Source organism: Kitasatospora sp. NPDC093806 (assembly GCF_040683335.1).
In the GTDB taxonomy this organism is placed as follows: domain Bacteria; phylum Actinomycetota; class Actinomycetes; order Streptomycetales; family Streptomycetaceae; genus Kitasatospora.
Genome location: NZ_JBFBDO010000103.1, coordinates 1 through 17085, shown reverse-complemented (window position 1 = coordinate 17085; position 17085 = coordinate 1). Strand labels below are relative to the sequence as shown.

Annotated in this window: 21 protein-coding genes; 9 read left to right on the top strand and 12 right to left on the bottom strand. The window is 71.5% G+C overall.

Going from position 1 to position 17085, the window contains the following annotated elements:
• Window positions 1–38: 38 nt before the first annotated feature.
• Both AB0N76_RS32165 and AB0N76_RS32160 read right to left on the bottom strand, forming a co-directional pair.
• Window positions 39–170, bottom strand: a complete 132-nt coding sequence (locus AB0N76_RS32165) for a DUF397 domain-containing protein (RefSeq protein WP_363563221.1) — start codon at window positions 168–170, stop codon at window positions 39–41.
• Window positions 133–1083 (bottom strand): helix-turn-helix transcriptional regulator, encoded by a 951-nt coding sequence (locus AB0N76_RS32160; RefSeq protein WP_363563219.1) that lies wholly within the window; start codon window positions 1081–1083, stop codon window positions 133–135. Before AB0N76_RS32160 ends, AB0N76_RS32165 begins: the two co-directional genes overlap by 38 nt.
• 169 nt (window positions 1084–1252) lie before the next feature.
• Between AB0N76_RS32160 and AB0N76_RS32155 the strand changes: the two genes are divergently transcribed.
• Both AB0N76_RS32155 and AB0N76_RS32150 read left to right on the top strand, forming a co-directional pair.
• Complete coding sequence (locus AB0N76_RS32155) at window positions 1253–1726, top strand: ATP-binding protein (protein WP_363563217.1); 474 nt, start codon at window positions 1253–1255, stop codon at window positions 1724–1726.
• 117 nt (window positions 1727–1843) lie between these two features.
• Entirely contained in the window at window positions 1844–2224 is a 381-nt protein-coding gene (locus AB0N76_RS32150; RefSeq protein WP_363563215.1) for a hypothetical protein, read from the top strand.
• A 96-nt stretch (window positions 2225–2320) separates the two neighbouring features.
• Here the strand turns inward: AB0N76_RS32150 and AB0N76_RS32145 are convergent, their stop codons facing one another.
• The 5 genes from AB0N76_RS32145 to AB0N76_RS32125 form a co-directional block, all read right to left on the bottom strand.
• Window positions 2321–3373 carry a transporter substrate-binding domain-containing protein gene (locus AB0N76_RS32145; RefSeq protein WP_363563213.1) on the bottom strand — a complete coding sequence of 351 codons (1053 nt, stop codon included), beginning with the start codon at window positions 3371–3373 and terminating at the stop codon, window positions 2321–2323.
• A gap of 15 nt (window positions 3374–3388) precedes the next feature.
• Window positions 3389–3907 carry a hypothetical protein gene (locus tag AB0N76_RS32140; protein ID WP_363563211.1) on the bottom strand — a complete coding sequence of 173 codons (519 nt, stop codon included), beginning with the start codon at window positions 3905–3907 and terminating at the stop codon, window positions 3389–3391.
• 31 nt (window positions 3908–3938) lie between these two features.
• Window positions 3939–4259 carry a hypothetical protein gene (locus AB0N76_RS32135; RefSeq protein WP_363563209.1) on the bottom strand — a complete coding sequence of 107 codons (321 nt, stop codon included), beginning with the start codon at window positions 4257–4259 and terminating at the stop codon, window positions 3939–3941.
• Between the two features lie 447 nt (window positions 4260–4706).
• Window positions 4707–5570 carry an ABC transporter permease subunit gene (locus tag AB0N76_RS32130; RefSeq protein WP_363563207.1) on the bottom strand — a complete coding sequence of 288 codons (864 nt, stop codon included), beginning with the start codon at window positions 5568–5570 and terminating at the stop codon, window positions 4707–4709.
• Window positions 5567–6478: an ATP-binding cassette domain-containing protein gene (locus tag AB0N76_RS32125; RefSeq protein WP_363563205.1), complete on the bottom strand. Its 912-nt coding sequence runs from the start codon at window positions 6476–6478 to the stop codon at window positions 5567–5569. The genes AB0N76_RS32130 and AB0N76_RS32125 overlap by 4 nt, the downstream gene beginning before the upstream one ends.
• Window positions 6479–6613: 135 nt before the next feature.
• On the opposite strand from AB0N76_RS32125, the gene AB0N76_RS32120 reads away from it, so the two are divergent.
• The 4 genes from AB0N76_RS32120 (at window position 6614) to AB0N76_RS32105 (ending at window position 9543) form a co-directional block, all read left to right on the top strand.
• Window positions 6614–7801, top strand: a complete 1188-nt coding sequence (locus AB0N76_RS32120; RefSeq protein WP_363563203.1) for a sensor histidine kinase — start codon at window positions 6614–6616, stop codon at window positions 7799–7801.
• Window positions 7798–8484 carry a response regulator transcription factor gene (locus tag AB0N76_RS32115; protein ID WP_363563201.1) on the top strand — a complete coding sequence of 229 codons (687 nt, stop codon included), beginning with the start codon at window positions 7798–7800 and terminating at the stop codon, window positions 8482–8484. The genes AB0N76_RS32120 and AB0N76_RS32115 overlap by 4 nt, the downstream gene beginning before the upstream one ends.
• A gap of 91 nt (window positions 8485–8575) precedes the next feature.
• Window positions 8576–8953 (top strand): hypothetical protein, encoded by a 378-nt coding sequence (locus AB0N76_RS32110; RefSeq protein WP_363563199.1) that lies wholly within the window; start codon window positions 8576–8578, stop codon window positions 8951–8953.
• 59 nt (window positions 8954–9012) lie between these two features.
• Window positions 9013–9543: a hypothetical protein gene (locus tag AB0N76_RS32105; RefSeq protein ID WP_363563197.1), complete on the top strand. Its 531-nt coding sequence runs from the start codon at window positions 9013–9015 to the stop codon at window positions 9541–9543.
• Here AB0N76_RS32105 and AB0N76_RS32100 read toward each other — a convergent pair whose 3' ends face one another.
• A complete protein-coding gene (locus AB0N76_RS32100; protein WP_363563195.1) occupies window positions 9544–10053 on the bottom strand; it encodes a cupin domain-containing protein in 510 nt (169 codons plus the stop codon).
• A 114-nt stretch (window positions 10054–10167) separates the two neighbouring features.
• Window positions 10168–11283 (bottom strand): FAD-dependent monooxygenase, encoded by a 1116-nt coding sequence (locus AB0N76_RS32095; RefSeq protein WP_363563193.1) that lies wholly within the window; start codon window positions 11281–11283, stop codon window positions 10168–10170.
• A 213-nt stretch (window positions 11284–11496) separates the two neighbouring features.
• On the opposite strand from AB0N76_RS32095, the gene AB0N76_RS32090 reads away from it, so the two are divergent.
• Window positions 11497–12429: a TetR/AcrR family transcriptional regulator C-terminal domain-containing protein gene (locus AB0N76_RS32090; protein WP_363563191.1), complete on the top strand. Its 933-nt coding sequence runs from the start codon at window positions 11497–11499 to the stop codon at window positions 12427–12429.
• A 21-nt stretch (window positions 12430–12450) separates the two neighbouring features.
• Here AB0N76_RS32090 and AB0N76_RS32085 read toward each other — a convergent pair whose 3' ends face one another.
• Window positions 12451–13419: a helix-turn-helix domain-containing protein gene (locus AB0N76_RS32085; RefSeq protein ID WP_363563189.1), complete on the bottom strand. Its 969-nt coding sequence runs from the start codon at window positions 13417–13419 to the stop codon at window positions 12451–12453.
• 106 nt (window positions 13420–13525) lie between these two features.
• Here AB0N76_RS32085 and AB0N76_RS32080 point away from each other — a divergent pair, with 106 nt between their 5' ends.
• Window positions 13526–14149, top strand: a complete 624-nt coding sequence (locus AB0N76_RS32080) for a cysteine hydrolase family protein (RefSeq protein WP_363563187.1) — start codon at window positions 13526–13528, stop codon at window positions 14147–14149.
• Window positions 14150–14159: 10 nt separating this feature from the next.
• Here the strand turns inward: AB0N76_RS32080 and AB0N76_RS32075 are convergent, their stop codons facing one another.
• Window positions 14160–14960, bottom strand: a complete 801-nt coding sequence (locus AB0N76_RS32075; protein WP_363563185.1) for an NAD(P)H-binding protein — start codon at window positions 14958–14960, stop codon at window positions 14160–14162.
• 116 nt (window positions 14961–15076) lie between these two features.
• On the opposite strand from AB0N76_RS32075, the gene AB0N76_RS32070 reads away from it, so the two are divergent.
• The gene (locus AB0N76_RS32070) at window positions 15077–16060 is read left to right on the top strand and encodes a sigma-70 family RNA polymerase sigma factor (protein ID WP_363563183.1); all 984 of its coding nucleotides are present in this window, start codon (window positions 15077–15079) and stop codon (window positions 16058–16060) included.
• Between the two features lie 72 nt (window positions 16061–16132).
• Here the strand turns inward: AB0N76_RS32070 and AB0N76_RS32065 are convergent.
• Window positions 16133–17085 (bottom strand): hypothetical protein (locus AB0N76_RS32065; RefSeq protein WP_363563181.1); only part of this gene is annotated, 953 nt, incomplete at its 5' end.

The following is a 17085-nucleotide window of genomic DNA, read 5'->3' as shown; positions in this document are numbered from 1 at the left end:
GAGATCGGTACTGACCGGAAACGACCGAGGTGGAACGGTCAGGACGGGAAGTGACCGGATCGGAGGGCGGAGAGGAAGGACTGCCAGGAGGTGGAAGGGAAGAGGAGGACGGGTCCGGCGGGGTCCTTGGAGTCACGCACCGGGACGAGGCCGGTGAATCCGGGGGCCACCTCGATGCACTCGCCCGCGTTGTCCCCGCTGTAGCTGCTCTTGCGCCAGGCGGACGTCCTGAAGTCGACGTTCTTCAAGTTGGTACTCCTCCATCACATCGGCGATCAGGGCTCGCGAGTCGCCGATCGAGAGTACCTCTCCACGCACGAGATCGAAGTCGCGTCTGGCATCATTGACGATTGACGGAGCGTCACTGAAGTGCCCGCGATACAGGCTCTCCGAGTAGACCCATTCCTTCCCATCCGGTAGCAGAAGCAGGAACAGGGAGGTGGTGGGCATCTTCGTCACCGGGCGGGAGAACGGCGACACCTGGATGAAGATGTTCGATCGCTCACTCACAGCAAGCAGATGCTTCATCTGCCTCGCCATCACGCCGGGCCCACCGACGACCGTCCGAATGGCGCTCTCATGGAGCACCACCAACAGCACCGGCCCGTCGGGGGTCAGGAAGCGCCTCTGCCTACCCATCCGGGCGGCCACCCTCTCATCCAGCAACTTGGGGTTGTGGCGGGCCTTACCGAGGCTGAAGATCGCGCGGGCGTATTCCTCGCTCTGCAGGAGACCATTGACCCGGCAGTACTGAATCGCTCGGATACTCGCCGCCTCTTCCTCCAGTTCGGCGTACTTCTGGAACCAATCGGGGTGGTCGAGGTCCGCCTGCCAGTCCACCCGCCCCCAGAGCGTGAGCAGCAGGCCGCCCGTGTCCAGGATCTGGTCACACGCCGCCACGGTGTCGATGTGCATCGGCCGACGCCCGCCCTCGAACCGGGTCACCGCCGTGCGGTCGCAGTGCAGGAGCTTCCCCAACTCCTCCTGGGTGTAGCCCGCCCGCTGCCGGGCGAACCGGACCGCCTCACCGAACATCACCGCCGGGCTCTGCGTCGGCACGACGCTGGTCTTCCGATGTGACACGCCCGTCCCCCTCCTTGTGACAGCCCTCGATGCACCACGAATTGGACGTCACGCTACCCACAGGCCCCCCATCATTGATGGCGTAACGCAGTTATTCGCTCGCTCAGCGTGAATCGCGCGCCCCATTCGCGAGCCTGTTCCACTCCCCCCTCACCCCGGAGGCCTCCGCATGCCCACGAACCACACCACCCGCCGGCCCCGCGAGTTCGCCGCCCGCCTCGCCTCCCGCGTCGAATCCACCCCCCTCGCCCGGCACATGCTCCGCGCCTATCTCGCCGGGATGCCGCGCGGCGAACGGTACTCCGACATCGCCGAGTTGCTGCTCGGCGAGCTGTTCGCGAACGCCGTCCTGCACACCGACGCGCCGACGGACCGGCTGGTCGAGATCCGCTTCGCGCTCGTCTCCGACCGGCTCCGCCTCGAAGTCCACGACGCCGGCAGCGGGCGCCCCTCCCTCCGCCGCGCCCCCGCCCTCGACGGCGAGCACGGACGCGGGCTCCTCCTCGTCAACGAGCTTGCCGAGAAGTGGGGTTGCTGTCCACGCGCGGGCGGGGTCGGCAAGTTCGTCTGGGCGCTGATCGCACCCGCGCCCGGTTTCACCGAGCTCGCGTTCGGGGCGGCCGCCGACCTCCTCGCCGTCTGAAGCGCCAAGTTCCCCCCAAAGTGGGGTTTGGCTCAACTCCCTACCGCCAAACGGCCGATGACCCATCCGGTGCGGGTTCGAACCGACGGACCCGCCGCATCCCCGGAAAGGGAACTCATGAAGCTGCGGAGCACGCACGCGCTCGGGGCGGGTCTGCTGACGGTGGCGCTCGCCGCCGGAGCGGGCTGGGCCGTGCAGGCCAACGCGAACGACGTCACCTCCGACAACCCCCCGGCCCGCGACGCCGCCGTCCGCGCCATCGACGGCTACCAGCTGATCAAGCTGCCCAACGCCAACGTGCCCAACTTCCAGCGCCGGACGGTCTCCTGCCCGGCCGGCAAGCGCGCCATCGGCGGCGGCGCCGAGGCCCAGGGCACCGCGTCCGTCCTGAACGGCAGCTTCCCGACCGACGACGGCACCGGCTGGGTCGGCATCGGCCACCAGCCGGGCTACAGCAGCGTCGGCATCAGCGTCTACGTGATCTGCGCCAACGCCTGACCGTCACACCGCACTTGAGCGGGGTGGACGGCGCCCCTCAGCACGCCGTCCACCCCGCTCGTCCGGCCCGTCCCGAGCCCCTGCGCCGGCGACCGGTCAGGATTCATTGGGAGCGGCGGACGCGGTCGGGGTCGCGGACTCGGTCGGGGTCGGAGTGGCGGTGGCGGACTCGGTCGGGGTGGCGGATTCACTCGGAACAGGGGTCTCCGAGGGGGTCGGGGCCTGGACCACCTGGTCCTGATGCGGCAGGGCCTTGCACGACATCGCGTCGATGTCGGTGGGCTTCGGGAGGTAGCTCTCGGGCTTTCCGGCGGTCGGCAGCGAGTTCCTGAAGTCCTGGAGCCAGTCGCTGCTGAACACGTAGCCCTTGAGGAAGTCGCGGATCCGGAGGCAGTCCTCGTACCGCTCCTTCTTGATGCCCACGCCGTAGACGTTGGGGACGCCGATCGTCACCTTCGGGGCGACCGCCAGCCCAGGGAACGCGTTCGCCAGGCCGTAGAGGATCAGCTGGTCGGTGGAGACGGCGTCGGCGCGGTGCTCCTCCAGCTCCACCCGGCAGCTCTCCGCGTCGGTCTTCGACATCACGGTGTAGCCCTTGACCTGCGACTGGAGCACCAACTCGTCCTGCGAGGTGGTGCCGCCCCAGCTGCACACCGTCCGGCCCTTGAGGTCGTCCAGGCTGTTGAGCCAGGCGTCGCCGGCGTGCACCAGGAAGCCCTGGTAGGTCGTCGCGTACGGGCCGGCGAAGTAGACCACGTCCGTCCGCTTGGGGGTGATGGAGTAGGAGGCGATCACCAGGTCCTCCCCGCCGCTGGTCAGGACGGCCTCGCGCTCGCCGGAGGTCACGTCGCCGAAGCGCGGGGGGTCGATGCCGGGCTTTCCCAGGCGCCGGACCAGCTGCTCGCCGAGAAGCACGTCGAACCCGATCCACCCGTGGGTCGGGGTCTGCATGCTGGTCCCCGGCTGGTTGTTCTTCACGCCGATCCGCACCGTGTCCTGCTGGAAGATCGACGGCGGACTGCTGCTGCCACTGTTGACGGAAATCGGCGGGGTGATGTCGGGCACCGGGGTGCCGCCGCCGCAACCGGACAGCGACAGCAGCGTCCCCGACAGGACGCCGGCGAGCCAGGTTCGAAGTGCGCCCCGCACCGGGACTCCTTTGCCTCAGTGGGCACCGACGGGTTCGTCGGTGAGGATGGCGGTGATGACGGTGATGTTCATCCGGCAGCCGGCGTCGACGGTCAGCGTCACGACGAACTTCCCGAGCGTGCCGCCGGGGAGCGGGATGGTCACCGACTGGTTGTGGGAGACGACGGTGTAGGGCACCGCCCCGGACACCAGGGCGACGTCGGCTTTCGCGTGTCGTTGGCAGACGGGGTCGTTGGGTCGGTCGCTGACCAGGCCCAGGCTCAGCACCAGGTACTTGCGCGATTCGGCGGTGGCGAAGTCGAGTGTGCGGGACTCGCCGTTCTTCATGGGGGTGGGCCCGACCCACTTCTCACCGCCGGCCAGCCGGACCTCGACCCGCGGGACCGGCGGGGCCGGCTGGTGCCGCTCCGGAGGCCGGGCCGAGTCGCCGGTGGCGATGGCCAAGCCGAGGATCACCCATGCCAGTAGGGGAATTCCGAGGATGTTGACGGTGACGGAGCCGCGGTTGTCGCCGCCGAATCCGACTCCGATCACGCTCAGGAGTTTCAAGGGTTTTCGGCCGGATCTAGTTGATGGTGAGGTTGATCTCTCCGTTGTTGTCGCCCGCGAATGCGGTGCCCTTTTCGACGTGGATGTTCACCGTGTGGAAGCGGGTGAGTTCGGCCGCCAGCGTCGGATCCTCGCGCAGCGCCTCCAGGATCAACTCCCGCACCTGCTGCTCGTCCTGCTCCGTCGGGGCCGCCTGCGTGGCGTCGTCGCCCCCGCGATCGCGCCAGCGCCGGATCAGTTGCCGCAGCCGGGACGCGGAGCTCTGGGCGGCGTCCCGGCCCACCTCGGTGGCCGCTCCCGTGGCGACTGCGGCGAGCACCGGGACCAGCTCGTTCATTACCTGTGCATCCATCAGGTTCCCCCGTGGTCAACGCACTTGAGGATTTTGGCTCACTTCTTATCACACGCCTCCGCATGGTGGAAGTCTCGGGCGGCGCCCTCGGCGATCAGTCCCGCGATAGCAGGAGGTCCGCCGGCGCGGCCGCCACCACCACATCGGCGTCCGCGTCCACCGGCGCCGGCCGGCGCTCCCATTTCGGAGACCGGGGGCGCGCTGCGTCTTCCGCCCGGCCGTGTCGTGCCCCTGGCTGTCGGTCCAGCGACGTTTGCGGCGGCAATGGACCGGTAGCTGACTCCGGCGGGCATCTCAAAGGGCTCGGCGCGGGTGCCTGCTCTCCAGGCCACTACCTGCGGTGAGCACGCGGGGCTGCCGTCGGCAGGTCCGCCGTCCGACTCATTCAACGCGCCGGCTTGCCGTCTCTGCCGGTAGCGGGGCTTCGTGTGCTCATACGTCGCGGTGGCGGAGGACCGTCACAGCGATGACGCAGGAGACAATGCCCCAGACGGGGAGCGCGATCCACGCCTCCGTGTCGGACGGGTGGTAGCCGACGATGTGCCCGGATCCGATGTGTGTGAGCTGGAGGAACGCGGAGAACGGCAGCGCGTTGCTCACCTGCTCGAAGAAGTTGCCGGTGTGCAGCAGCTTGTCGTCGGGCGCCAGCAGGCCCATCGGCACGATCATGAAGTTGACGAAGAGGACGAAGACGGTGACCGGGCCGTTGCGGATAAGCGTGCCGACAGCCATCCCGATGAGACCGGACACCGGGAACGTGATCACGACTGCCGCGAGGAGGCCTGGCAGGCCGGGGGTGGTCCAAGAGAACGCGGTGATGCGGTCCGAGTAGATTGCCATGGCGATGCCCCAGGAGCCGACGCCGACGAGCAGGCCGACGACCGTCAGCGCGGCCGTCACGACGGCGGCCTTGGCCAGCACCACTCGGCTGCGGGCCGGCACGGCGATGAACGTCGTGCGGATCAGCCCATTGGCGTGTTCGCCGACCACGGTCTGCGCGCCGATCGCGCCGGCAACGGTCATGAGGAGGAGATACGCCGGGGGGTAGAGGGTTTCGTGCCCGGGGTCGAAGATCTGCTTGAAGTCGTCCTCGAAGCCCGGCCAGGCGGTGTAGGCCTGGTTGGCGCCGTCGTAGGCGACGTACCAGGCGAGGACGACGATGCAGGCCAGCACGATCAAGGTCGAGCGCAGTGAGCAGAGCTTGATCCATTCGGCGCCGAGCAGGTCGCGCCAGCGCGGAGGAGCCCCGACAGCGGACCGGTCGGTGGCCGTGGGTGAGGTGGCGGGTGTGGTCATCGGGGGTCTCCGGCGCGGTATTGAACGCTGTCGGCGGTCAGTTGCATGAACGCGTCTTCCAGCGATCCGCCATGGGCGATGACTTCGTGGACCATGACGCGGTGGGTGAAGGCGAGCTCGTTGACGCGGGCCGCAGTCAGGCCGGTGACACTGAGGGTGCCCCGGGACTCCGCCAGCACCGACGCGCCGGCGTTGCGGAGGGCCCCCGCCAAGGCGTCCGGGTCGGGGGTACGTACGGTGACGCCGGCATTGGCTGCACGGGCGGCGAAGTCGCCGGCCGGCTCGTCGGCGATCAGCCGGCCGCCTCCAATGACGATGAGGTGGTCGGCGGTGTTCGCCATCTCGCTCATCAGGTGGCTGGAGACGAACACGGTCCGACCCTCACCGGCCAGGCGGCGGAACAGCTCGCGCGCCCACCGGATGCCCTCCGGGTCCAGGCCGTTGACCGGCTCGTCGAAGAGCAGGACGGGCGGGTCACCGAGCAGGGCGGCGGCGATGCCCAGGCGCTGCCGCATGCCGAGGGAGAACCCGCCGATCCGCCGACTGCCCGCCTCGCCCAGGCCGACCGTCTCCAGGACCTCCTGGACCCGACGCCTGGGCAGGCCGTTGCTGCAGGCCAGGGCAGCCAGATGCCCGTTCGCGGTGCGTCCCTTGTGGACGTCATTGGCATCCAGCAGGGCGCCGACGTGGCGCAGCCCGGTGCCGAACTCGCCGAACGGGCGGCCGTCGATGGTGGCGGTGCCCCTCGTGGGGGCGTTCAGCCCCAGGAGCATACGAAGCGTGGTGCTCTTACCTGCACCATTGGGGCCGAGGAACCCGGTCACCCGCCCAGGCCGCACGGTGAAGGTCAGGCCGTCCACGGCCACGACGCTGCCGTAGCGCTTGGTGAGTTGGTCGATGTCGATCACCTGCCCAACGGTGTCTCAAGCCGGCCCCGTACGGCGTCCGGTCACCGGCGGACTTCCCGAACCGGCCACCTCCCCCCGGGGGCGTACGCTCCCGGGGGGACGCCCGGCCGCGGACCGGATGGCTACGATCGACCGGTGGATCAAGGAATGCCGCGGCTCCCGCTGCTGAGACGGATACCGCCGGGCGTCTGGGCGGCGGTCACCCGGTGTGCGGCCGGCCTGTTCGCGCTGGTGCTGTTCACCGCGATGAACGTCTTCTTCTACCGTTCCCCGGAACCCTTCCTCGGCTGGGGGCTTTGGGCCGGGGTGGGCGTGGCCGTCGTCCTGGCATTGCCGATCGGAGTGGCCCGCCGCCGGCCGCTACCGGTCCTCGGGCTGATGCTCGCCGAGTCGACCGCGCTCATGCTGCTCACGGAGCGGACGTGGCCACTGTTCCCGGCCATGGATATTCTGATCTGTTACATCGCGGCCACCCGGTCGCGCCGAACCGGCATCGCGGCCGCCGGTATCGTGCTGACCGTCTGGGCCGGCGCCTTCGTCGGTACGTGGCTGACCGTGCCCCGGGGAACCGAGACGGTCAGTGACGTCCTCTCCGAGGTGTCGGGCGCCGCCATGACTGTCGTCGTCGCCTGGATGATCGGCAACTCGATGCGCCAGCGGCGCGACCACAGAGAGGCCTTGCACGCGGAGGCTGCGGCCCGGGCGGTGGTCGCCGAACGGCTGCGGATCGCCCGCGAACTGCACGATATAGTCGCCCACAACATCGGAGTCATCGCGATCCAGGCCGGCGCGGCAAACCTGGTCATCGACACCCAACCGGCCGGAGCACGCAAGGCGCTGAACGCCATCGAGACCACCAGCCGCGAGACACTGGCAGGACTGCGACGCATGCTCGGCGCGCTGCACCAAGCGGAAGCGGATCCGGCGAGAGCCGCTCCGGCAGCGGGATTGGAAGCGGTCGACCGGTTGGCCGAGACGACGGCCGACGCCGGAGTCCGGGTGGAGGTGCACTGGCTGGGGCAGCGGCGCCCATTGCCCCCCGAGATCGACCTGGCCGCCTTCCGGATCATCCAGGAATCGGTCACCAACGTGGTGCGCCACTCAGGCACCCGCCGCTGCCAGGTGTCCGTGGAGTATCGGGACGAGGAACTGGCTATCGAGGTCGTCGACGACGGACGCGGCGCTGAGCGCCCCGGTGCGGCAGCGGGGACAGGCTATGGGATCTCCGGGATGCGCGAGCGGGTTGCCCGGCTGAACGGCCGGTTCAGCGCCGGGTCCAGGCCCGAAGGCGGCTTCCGGGTGGCGGCTAGGCTGCCGGCATGACGATCCGTATCGTGCTCGCCGACGACCAAGAACTGGTACGCGCCGGGCTGAGCATGGTCATCGCCGACAGCCCGGACCTCGACATCCTGGGCGAGGCCGGAACGGGCGCGCAGGCGGTCGAGCTGGCATCGGACCTTGAGCCCGATGTCGTGGTGATGGACATCCGCATGCCCGGCATGGACGGCATCGAAGCCACCCGAATCATCACGGCGAGCTCCGAGACGACGCGTGTCGTCGTCCTGACCACCTTCGACGACGACGACAACGTCTACGCCTCGCTGCGCGCCGGTGCGAGCGGGTTCCTGGTCAAGGACATGGCACTGGTGGACATCATCGCGGCGATCCGCGTGGTCGCCGCCGGCGATGCCCTGATCGCGCCGAGCGTCACCCGCCGCCTCATCGAGGAGTTCGCCCGGCGGCCCGAATCCTCTTCCAGCCTCCGGCCGGGAGGACCACCCCCATCGCAGAGTCGGCAGATCGACGGCATCACCGGACGAGAGCGCGAGGTGCTGACCCTGGTCGGGCGCGGTATGTCCAACAGTGAGATCGCCGCTCAGCTTTTCATCGGCCCCGCCACCGTCAAGACCCATGTGGCCCGTCTGTTGACCAAGCTCGATGCCCGCGACCGGGTCCAACTCGTCATCGCCGCCTACGAAGCAGGCCTGGTGTCGACATCCAGTTGAGTCCTGGTCCGGCTCGCCGCGGGGCCGCCGAGCCGGGTTTCCTTGGCCTCGACGCCGCGTCGGTGTAGACCGACAGCCCCGGTGGTACCGCATGCACCCGATGGTCCGGCGGCTGCGCGGGCTGGGGCTCGGGCTGCCCGCCGTCCGGCTGGTGCTGGACGGCGAGCGGTCGGTGGCGGAGGTCGTCGCGGCGGAGCGGGCCGCGCTCGATGGACGGCTCGCGGACCTGGCGTGGCGGCAGGCCTCGCTGCGCGCGGTCGAGGAGGCCGGACCGGCCGAGCGGGGCGCCCGGCTGGACCTGCCGGCCGCCGTGCCGAACGGGGGCGCCGTCCGTGCGGCGCTGATCGGTTTCTGGCGGCGGGCGAGCGTCGCGCCCGCGTCGGGGGCAAGGTCCGGGGCGAGGCCCGGGGCGGCGTTCGACTGGCTGACCGACGCCCTCGCGTGCTCCGCCGGGGCGGCCGACGGGTAGCCTGCTTGGGCGCGCTTCTCCAACACCCCTCCGCCGCAGTCCTGTTCGAGGAGGCACCGATGTTCCGCAGCGATCCCCCGCCCGGCTTCCGCATCCCGACCGACCGGGAGACGGCGCTGGCGTTCGGCGAGGAGGTGGCCGTCCTGCGGGACGCGCCCGCCGACTGGGGCGTCACGATGGGGCGGCAGTCCTCGAACGGGTTCGTCTGCCAGATCGACGTCGACTACCACCTGTCCGACGGCGAGTCGGTCGCCACGGTGTCCACCTACCGCCCGCCACCGGGGCCGGTGCGCCCGCAACTGCTGGACGCCGAGCAGGAGCTGTGGAACTTCCTGGCCAACAGCGGGCGCTCCACCGAGCCCTTCGCCGGCACGCCCTACCTCAGCCGCGAGCTGCGCCTCGGTTCGCTCGACCTCCCGGTCCACGTCCACGAGCGCGAGGACTGCTTCAGCGCCTGGCTGCCCCGGCTCCCCCACGAGACGGGCTGCATCGTCCTCGCCGGCGTGTCCGCCTACTGGCCGATGCTGGCCGCCCTCGTCCTGCGCGCGCCCGCCGACTTCCCGGACACGCACTTCCACAACCGCCGCTGATCACTGGGCGGCGGCCGCGGCCTCCAGGGTGGCGCGCCAGAGCGGGCTGTCCACGTAGTGGTTGTCGTACAGCTCGGAGGAGTCCTTGATCTCCTGCGGGCTCGCCTCGCCGCGCATCACCCGGCCGAGCAGCCGCAGGTAGTCGAAGCGCGGCATGCCCGGGGTGAAGACGAACAGCACATCGGCCGCGGAGCCGGGGGCGGCGGCGAAGGCGTGCGCGGTGTGCGGCGGGACGAGCAGGAAGTCCCCGGCCTCCAGGACCTCCACCTTCTCCTCCACCAGCACCTGGAGCGAGCCCCCGATCACGAAGAACAGCTCCGAGGCCCGGGTGTGGAAGTGCGCCGGCGCCCCGACCGCGCCCTCGGCGAACGTGGACCGGTAGCTGGTGATCGGACTCCCGTCGGTGCCGCAGTCGGCGAGCAGCGTCATCACACTGCTCGGGTCGCTGGTGGTCTCGGCGGTGGCGGCACGGGTCAGCAGCGGCTTCAGCGGTCCGACGGTGGCGTTCACGGGCGGTTCTCCCCCACATCGTTCGGCCCCGGCTCCCTGCCGCGACCTCGTAATGATCAATCTAGTCATCCCAGAGACCACCTGAATGGTTCATTTCCGACCCGAAATGATGGGTCAATTACGGTCCAGGGTGATCGCGTTCTTGGCGTGGTCGACGGACTCCTCCGAGGCCGGGCCGCCGGGGTTCTCGGTGGCGAGGGCCTGGTTGAGGGTGACGAAGGGGCGCATGCGGCGCTCGTAGTGGGCGAAGGCGGTGTGGTGGTCGGTGCCGGTGGTGCGGGCGTGGGCGAGTTCGGCGGCGAGGACGTGGGCGCCGACCAGGGCGAGGCTGGTGCCCTGGCCGGAGAGCGGGGAGGCGCAGTAGCCGGCGTCGCCGACCAGGGCGACGCGGCCGGTGGACCAGGTGTCGAGGTGGATCTGCGCCATCACGTCGGCGTAGAGGTCGGTCGAGCGGTGCAGGGCGTCCAGCAGGCGGGTCCGCTCCCAGCGGCACGCGGCCATCCGTTCGGCGACTCGCTTCCGTACCGCCTCCGGGTCCCGCTCGGTGGGCTCGTCGCCGGCCCAGCCGAAGGTGATCCGCAGTTCGCGGTTGTCGCGGACCGGGTAGATGCCGTAGCCGGCGTCGCCGTCGCGCTGCCAGAGCTGCCAGTCCTCCAGGCCGAGGAAGTTGTCGGCACTGAAGACCGCGACATGGGTGCCGAGCGGGCGCAGGAACTCCTCCTCCGGGCCGAAGGCCAGCCGGCGCACCCGGGAGTGGAGGCCGTCGGCGCCGACCACCAGGTCGAAGGTGCGCGGCCGGCCGTGCGCGAAGGTGACGTGCACGCCGTGCTCGTCCTCGCGGAGCCCGGTGACGCTGTCGCCGTGGATGAACTCGACGCCGTCCGGGGTGTGTTCGTGCAGGATCGCGATCAGGTCGGTGCGCAGCAGCTCGACGTCGTCGCCGTCGAGGCGGCCGCTGCTGAACGTCGTCTCGGTGTCGCGGTGGATCTCGGTGCCGTCGGCGTCGAGGACGGACATGCCGCGCATCCGGGTGCGGACGGCGCGGACCGGCCCGGTGAGGCCCATCCGGTCGATGACGTCGAGGGCGACGCCGCGGATGTCGATCGCCTGGCCGCCGGTGCGCGGGGCGGGGGCGAGTTCGACGACGGTCGGGGCGAAGCCGTGCCGGGCCAGCCGGTGGGCGAGGACGGTGCCGGCGATGCCGCCGCCGGAGACGAGGACGTTCTGCATGAGGGCTCCCCCTGGGTCGGTGCGCCGGTCGGTCGACCGGGCGGCACGTACGCTGTAAGCGATCTGAATGTACGACGTAAATTCAGAGCTGCGCAAGGGGTGAATCCGCAGGTCAGAGCGGTTTCTGAGCTAGTACAGCGGGCTCCGGACGGGCAACCTCCCTGGTAGGGTCTGAGCTAGTACAGATCCTGAGATCGCACAAGAAGAGGCACCATGGCTCCCGAGACCGACCCGCCCTTCCGGCGCATCGCCGCCGAGCTCCGGCGCCGGATCGCCACCGGGGAGCTCGCCCCCGGCGCCCGGGTGCCCTCGACCCGGCGGATCGCCCAGGACTGGGGCGTCGCCCTGGCCACCGCCACCAAAGCGCTGACCGTGCTGCGCCTGGAGGGCCTGGTCGAGGCCCGCCCCCGGGTCGGCACCGTGGTCGCCGAACCCGCCCAGCCGAGAGCGCCGAAGCAACCGACCACCCCCGAGGGAGAGTTGAGCCGCGAGCGGCTGGTCCGGGCGGCCCTGGAGCTCGCCGACGCGGAGGGCCTGGCCGCCCTCTCGATGCGCGCCGTCGCCGCCCGGCTCGGCGTCTCCGCGATGTCCGCGTACCGGTACGTCACCAGCAAGGACGAACTCGTCCTGCTGACCGCCGACGCCGCCTTCGGCGAGGCCTCCTACCCCGCCGAACCGCCCGCCGGCTGGCGCCCCCGCCTGGAACTCGGCGCCCGCACCCTCTGGACGCTGTTCCGCCGCCACCCTTGGCTCGCCCAACTCACCCCCGTCACCCGCCCGTTGCTGCTCCCCAACCTGCTCGCCCACGCCGAGTGGGCGCTCGCCGCGCTGGACGGCCACGGCCTGGACACCACGACCGTGCTGGACATCCACGTCCTGCTGTACAGCTACATCGAGGGCATCGCCGTCAACCTCGAACGCGAGGCCCAGGCCCAGGACTCCACCGGCCTCACCGGCGAACAGTGGACCGACACCCGCCTCGCCGCCTTCGCCCCCCTCGCCGGCACCGGCCGCTTCCCGGTCTTCACCCGGATGATGGCCGAGCTCTCGGACGGCTACGACCTCAACCTCGACGCCCTCTTCGAGTTCGGCCTCGCCAACCTCCTCGACGGCCTCACCCCCCGCATCGAGAACGGGCGCGGCTGACCAGAAGACGACCCGCCCGGGTCAGTCCCCGTCCTTGCCGCGGAAGGTGCGGCGGTATTCGCGTGGGGGGACGCCGAGGCGGGTGGTGAAGGGTGGGCGGAGGGAGACGGCGGAGCCGAAGCCGCAGTGGACGGCGATGGTGTCGACCGGGAGGTCGGTGTCCTCCAAGAGGCGCTGGGCGGTGAGGATCCGCTGGTCGAGGAGCCAGCGGAGCGGGGTGGTGCCGGTGCCGGCGACGAAGCGGCGGGCGAAGGATCGTTCGGACATCAGGGCGAGGCCGGCCATCCGGCGGACCGTCCAGGGGGTGTCCAGGGCGGCCAGGACCTCGGTGCGGACGCGGGCCAGCGGATCGTCCGTCTGCGCGTCGGCGTTCTCCGGGACCGGGGAGGGGATGAACTGGGCCTGGCCGCCGGAGCGGAACGGCGCGGTGACCATCGAGCGGGCGATGGTCGCGGCGGCCCGCTCGCCGTGGGCGGCACGCACCAGGTGCAGGCACAGGTCGATGCCGGCCGCCTCCCCGGCGGAGGTCCAGAGCGGTTCCTCGCCGATGAACAGCACTTCGGGCCGGACGTCCACCAAGGGGTAGCGGCGGGCCAGTTCGTCCGCGTAGGCCCAGTGCGTGGTGGCCGCGCGGCCGTCCAGCAGGCCGGCCTCGGCGAGGACGAAGGCGCCCGCGCAGAGCGAGGCGACGGTGGTGCCGCGGGCGTGGGCGGCGCGCAGGGCGTCGAGCACGGCCGGGTCGCGCGGCTCGGTGGGCCGCTCGGTGCCGGGGACGACGACCAGGTCGCAGTCGGCGAGCGCGTCCAGGTCGAAGTCCGGGACCCGTTCGAGCCCGCTGCCGAGCCGGACCCGGTGGCCGGCGGGGCCGCAGACCCGCAGGTCGAACGGGGGCAGGCCGGGGCGGCTGGACCGGTTGCGCCAGATCTCGCAGATCACCGCGTAGTCGAAGGCCCGGACGCCGTCGAAGATCAGACATCCCACCGTGCGCATGGCCGCTCCCCCTTGTCTCCGCCGTCGAAGGTGTTGGCAGGATCGTATCGATGGGTGGCCGCGGCGCCACTCACATGATCGTCCGGGCCCGCCGCAGGATGGACGCATGACGAACACCAGCGCTTTCGACGCCCCGCTCACCATCGACTCCGACGCCGTCCTGGTTGTCATCGACGTCCAGAAGGGCTTCGAGGACTACGCCTACTGGGGGCAGCGCGACAACCCGCGGGCCGAGGAGCGGATCGGCGAGCTGATCGACGCCTGGCAGGCCACCGGGCGGCCGCTCGTGACCGTCCAGCACGCCTCGCAGAGCGGCCCGTTGACGCCGGGCACGCCCGGGTACGAGCTGAAGGACTTCATGGCGGCGGTCGAGCCCGACCTGCACATCACCAAGACGGTGAACAGCGCCTTCTACGGCACCCCCGACCTGCACGCCTGGCTGCAGGAGCGGGGCGGCCGGCAGGTGGTGGTGGTCGGGATCGTCACCAACATCTGCGTGGAGACCACCGCCCGGATGGCGGGGAACCTGGGCTACGACGCGATCTTCCCGGTCGACGCGATGCACGCCTTCGACCTGACCGGCCCCGACGGCGTCACCGTCCCCGCCGCCGAGCTCGCCCGCGCCACCCGGACCTCGCTGCACGCGTTCCGGTTCGCCAAGGTGGTCACCACCGAGGCGGTGGTCGCGGCGGCGAAGACGGGCGAGCCGGCCGTCGTCAGCTGGGCCTGAGCCGAGCGGGTTACCGGCCGGTGACCCGCTCCGCCAGGAACGCCTCCCAGGTGCGGGTGCCGTGGTCGGCCCCGGCCCGGGCGAGGTTGGCGCCGGCCCGGTAGGCGCGGCCCATCCCGCCGGGCACCCGCACCGGCAGCATCGGGCGGCGCTTGCCGACCGCCCCGAGGTAGTCGCGGACCAGGTCGGGGAGGGTGCGGACGGCCGGTCCGGCCAGGTCCGGGACGCGGCCGGCGGGGGCGGCCAGGGCCAGTTCGACCAGCCGGGCGGCGACCTCCCGCGCGTCCACCGGCTCCCAGCGGACGGCGCCCGGGGCCGGGACCACGGGCAGCTTGGCCATCGCGGCCGCCGTCTTGAGCGCCAGGTCGTGGAACTGGGCGGCGCGCAGCGTGGTGAACGGGACGCCCGAGCCGGCGACGATCCGCTCGGCGGCGTGCTTGGCGCGGAAGTAGCCGAGCGGCACCTCGTCGGCGGCGATCACCGAGATGTAGACGAGGTGCCGCACGCCGGCCCGCTTGGCGGCGGCGACCAGGTTGCGGGTGGTCTGCTCGTCGTGCTTGGCGTCGCCGGCCAGGTGCAGCACCACCTGGACGCCGTCGAGCGCCGCGTCGACGCCCTCGCCGTTCTCGCCCTGGAGCAGGTCGCCGGCCACGTAGTGGACGCCGTCGGCCGCGGGGCGGGGGTTGCGGGTGAGGACGCGGACCTCGCGGCCGGCCGCGCGCAGCAGCGGCAGGACGTGGGCGCCGAGGGTTCCGGTGCCGCCGGTCACCAGGACGGGGGCGGTCGGATCGATCTTCGTCGGGTTCGTCATGGTTCTCTCCGTTTCGCCGTACGGGCCCCGGCCGCCGGAAGTTGATCTTCCGGAGGGAGCCGCTAGGTTCGTGCTTCCGGAGCTTTGACCCTCGGCGACGAAGGAATGTGACACGGGTGGACGAGAAAGTTTTTCCGACGGCACCGGACGACACCGCGGGGTCGGCGGACACCGCCGGGTCGGCGGGATCGGGGTCGGCGGAGCTCTTCGAGGCGCACCGCCCGCACCTGCGGGCCGTCGCCTACCGGATGCTCGGCTCGATCAGCGAGGCCGAGGACGCCGTCCAGGACACCTGGCTGCGCTACGACCGCACCGACACCACCGACGTGGAGAACCTCGGCGGCTGGCTGACCACCGTGGTCAGCCGGCTCTGCCTCAACCAGCTGCGCGCGCGGGCCCAGCGCCGCGAGGAGTCCTTCGAGTCGCGGGCCGAGGCGGGCGGCGGCGCCGTCGAGGTGTCGCGGATACCGGACCCGCTGCTCCGGCGCGCGGACGTGGTGGACCCGGAGCAGGAGGTGCTGCTCGCCGACTCGGTCGGGCTGGCGCTGATGGTGGTGCTGGAATCGCTGTCGCCCGCCGAGCGGGTGGCCTTCGTGCTGCACGACATGTTCGCGGTGCCGTTCGAGGAGATCGCCCCGCTGATCGAGAAGACCGCGCCCGCCACCCGTCAGCTGGCCAGCCGGGCCCGCCGCAAGGTGCAGGGGCAGGCGCCCGCGCCGGACCGGGACCTGGCCCGCCAGCGGGTGGCCGTCGACGCGTTCTTCGCCGCCACCCGGGAGGGGGACCTCGACGCGCTGCTCGCCGTCCTCGACCCGGACGTGGTGCTGCGCGCGGACGGGCCGACGCTGCGCGACCGCCGTCCGGTGGTGCTCAGCGGGGCCGGGACGGTCGCGGGCCAGGCGGTCATGTTCCGCAGCCTGGCGCCGTACGCGCGCCCGGCGCTGATCAACGGGGCCGCGGGCGTGGTGGTGATCGGCGCCAACGGCCGGACGATGTCGGTCATGGCGTTCACCGTGGTGGGCGGCGCGATCGTGGCGATCGACGTGCTCACCGACCCGGACCGGCTGGCCGCCCTGGACGTCAGCGCGTTCCTGGACTGAGCCGACGACGGACGGCCGCCCCCGCACACCGGAGCGTGCGGGGGCGGCCGTTTCGCGCGTGGGCGCGGCGCGTCAGCCCTTCTTGGAGATGAAGTCGTACGCGCCGGCCGCGACGTCGTCCAGGTACGGACCGGCCTGGTACTGCGGGTCACCGGTGTGCTTGCCGACCGAGACGTTGCTGACCAGGGCCGGCTGGCCGTCCTTGGTGGCCAGCCAGCCGCCGCCGCTCGAACCGCCGGTCATGGTGCAGCCGATGGCGAGCATCGGCGGGCGGGTCGGGTCGTAGGAGATCCGGCTGGGCTTGCCGCTCTCGCAGCGGTTGAGCTCCATGCCGTCGTACGGCGGGGCCGCCGGGTAGCCGTACTCGGTGACGCTCAGCTGGTCGCGCGGGGCGTTGAACCAGACCGGCACGGCGCCGCCGACCGTCTCCTCCAGCGACTTGCCGCCCGCGGGCTGCACCCGGATGATCGCGAAGTCGTACTGGGTGGCCGGGGAGCCGCCGTCGCCGCCCTCCGCCTTCCACTGCGGGGAGGTCACCGCCTGGGTGGCGCTCCAGATGCCGAGCGGGGCGTACTGGGACTCGTCGGCGTTCTTGCCGCCGCTGAGGGCGCCGTTGCTGTTGAAGGCGGGGATGAAGGAGATGTTGCTGAAGTAGGCGCCGCCCTTGCCCTGGTGGACGCAGTGGCCGGCGGTCCACACCAGGTTGCTCTTGCCGGGGTGGGCCGGGTCGGCGACCACGGTGGCGGAGCACTGGTAGTGGTTCAGGCCGGCCGCGGCGTCGGCGCCGCTGCCCGGCTTGTCGGCGAACAGCTTCCCGTGCACACCGAGCTTGGTGTACGGGTGCGGGAGGGGCTGGGCCTTGACCGTCTTGGGCAGCGGGTCGTTGCCGTTGTCGGCGGGCTGCGCGGGCTGGGCCGGCTGGGCCGGCGGCTGCGCGGGCTGGGCGGGTGCCTGCGAGGGCTGCGCGGGCGGGGCCTGCGTCGGCTGGGCGGGCTGCGCCGGGGCCTGGGTGGGCTGCGCGGGCG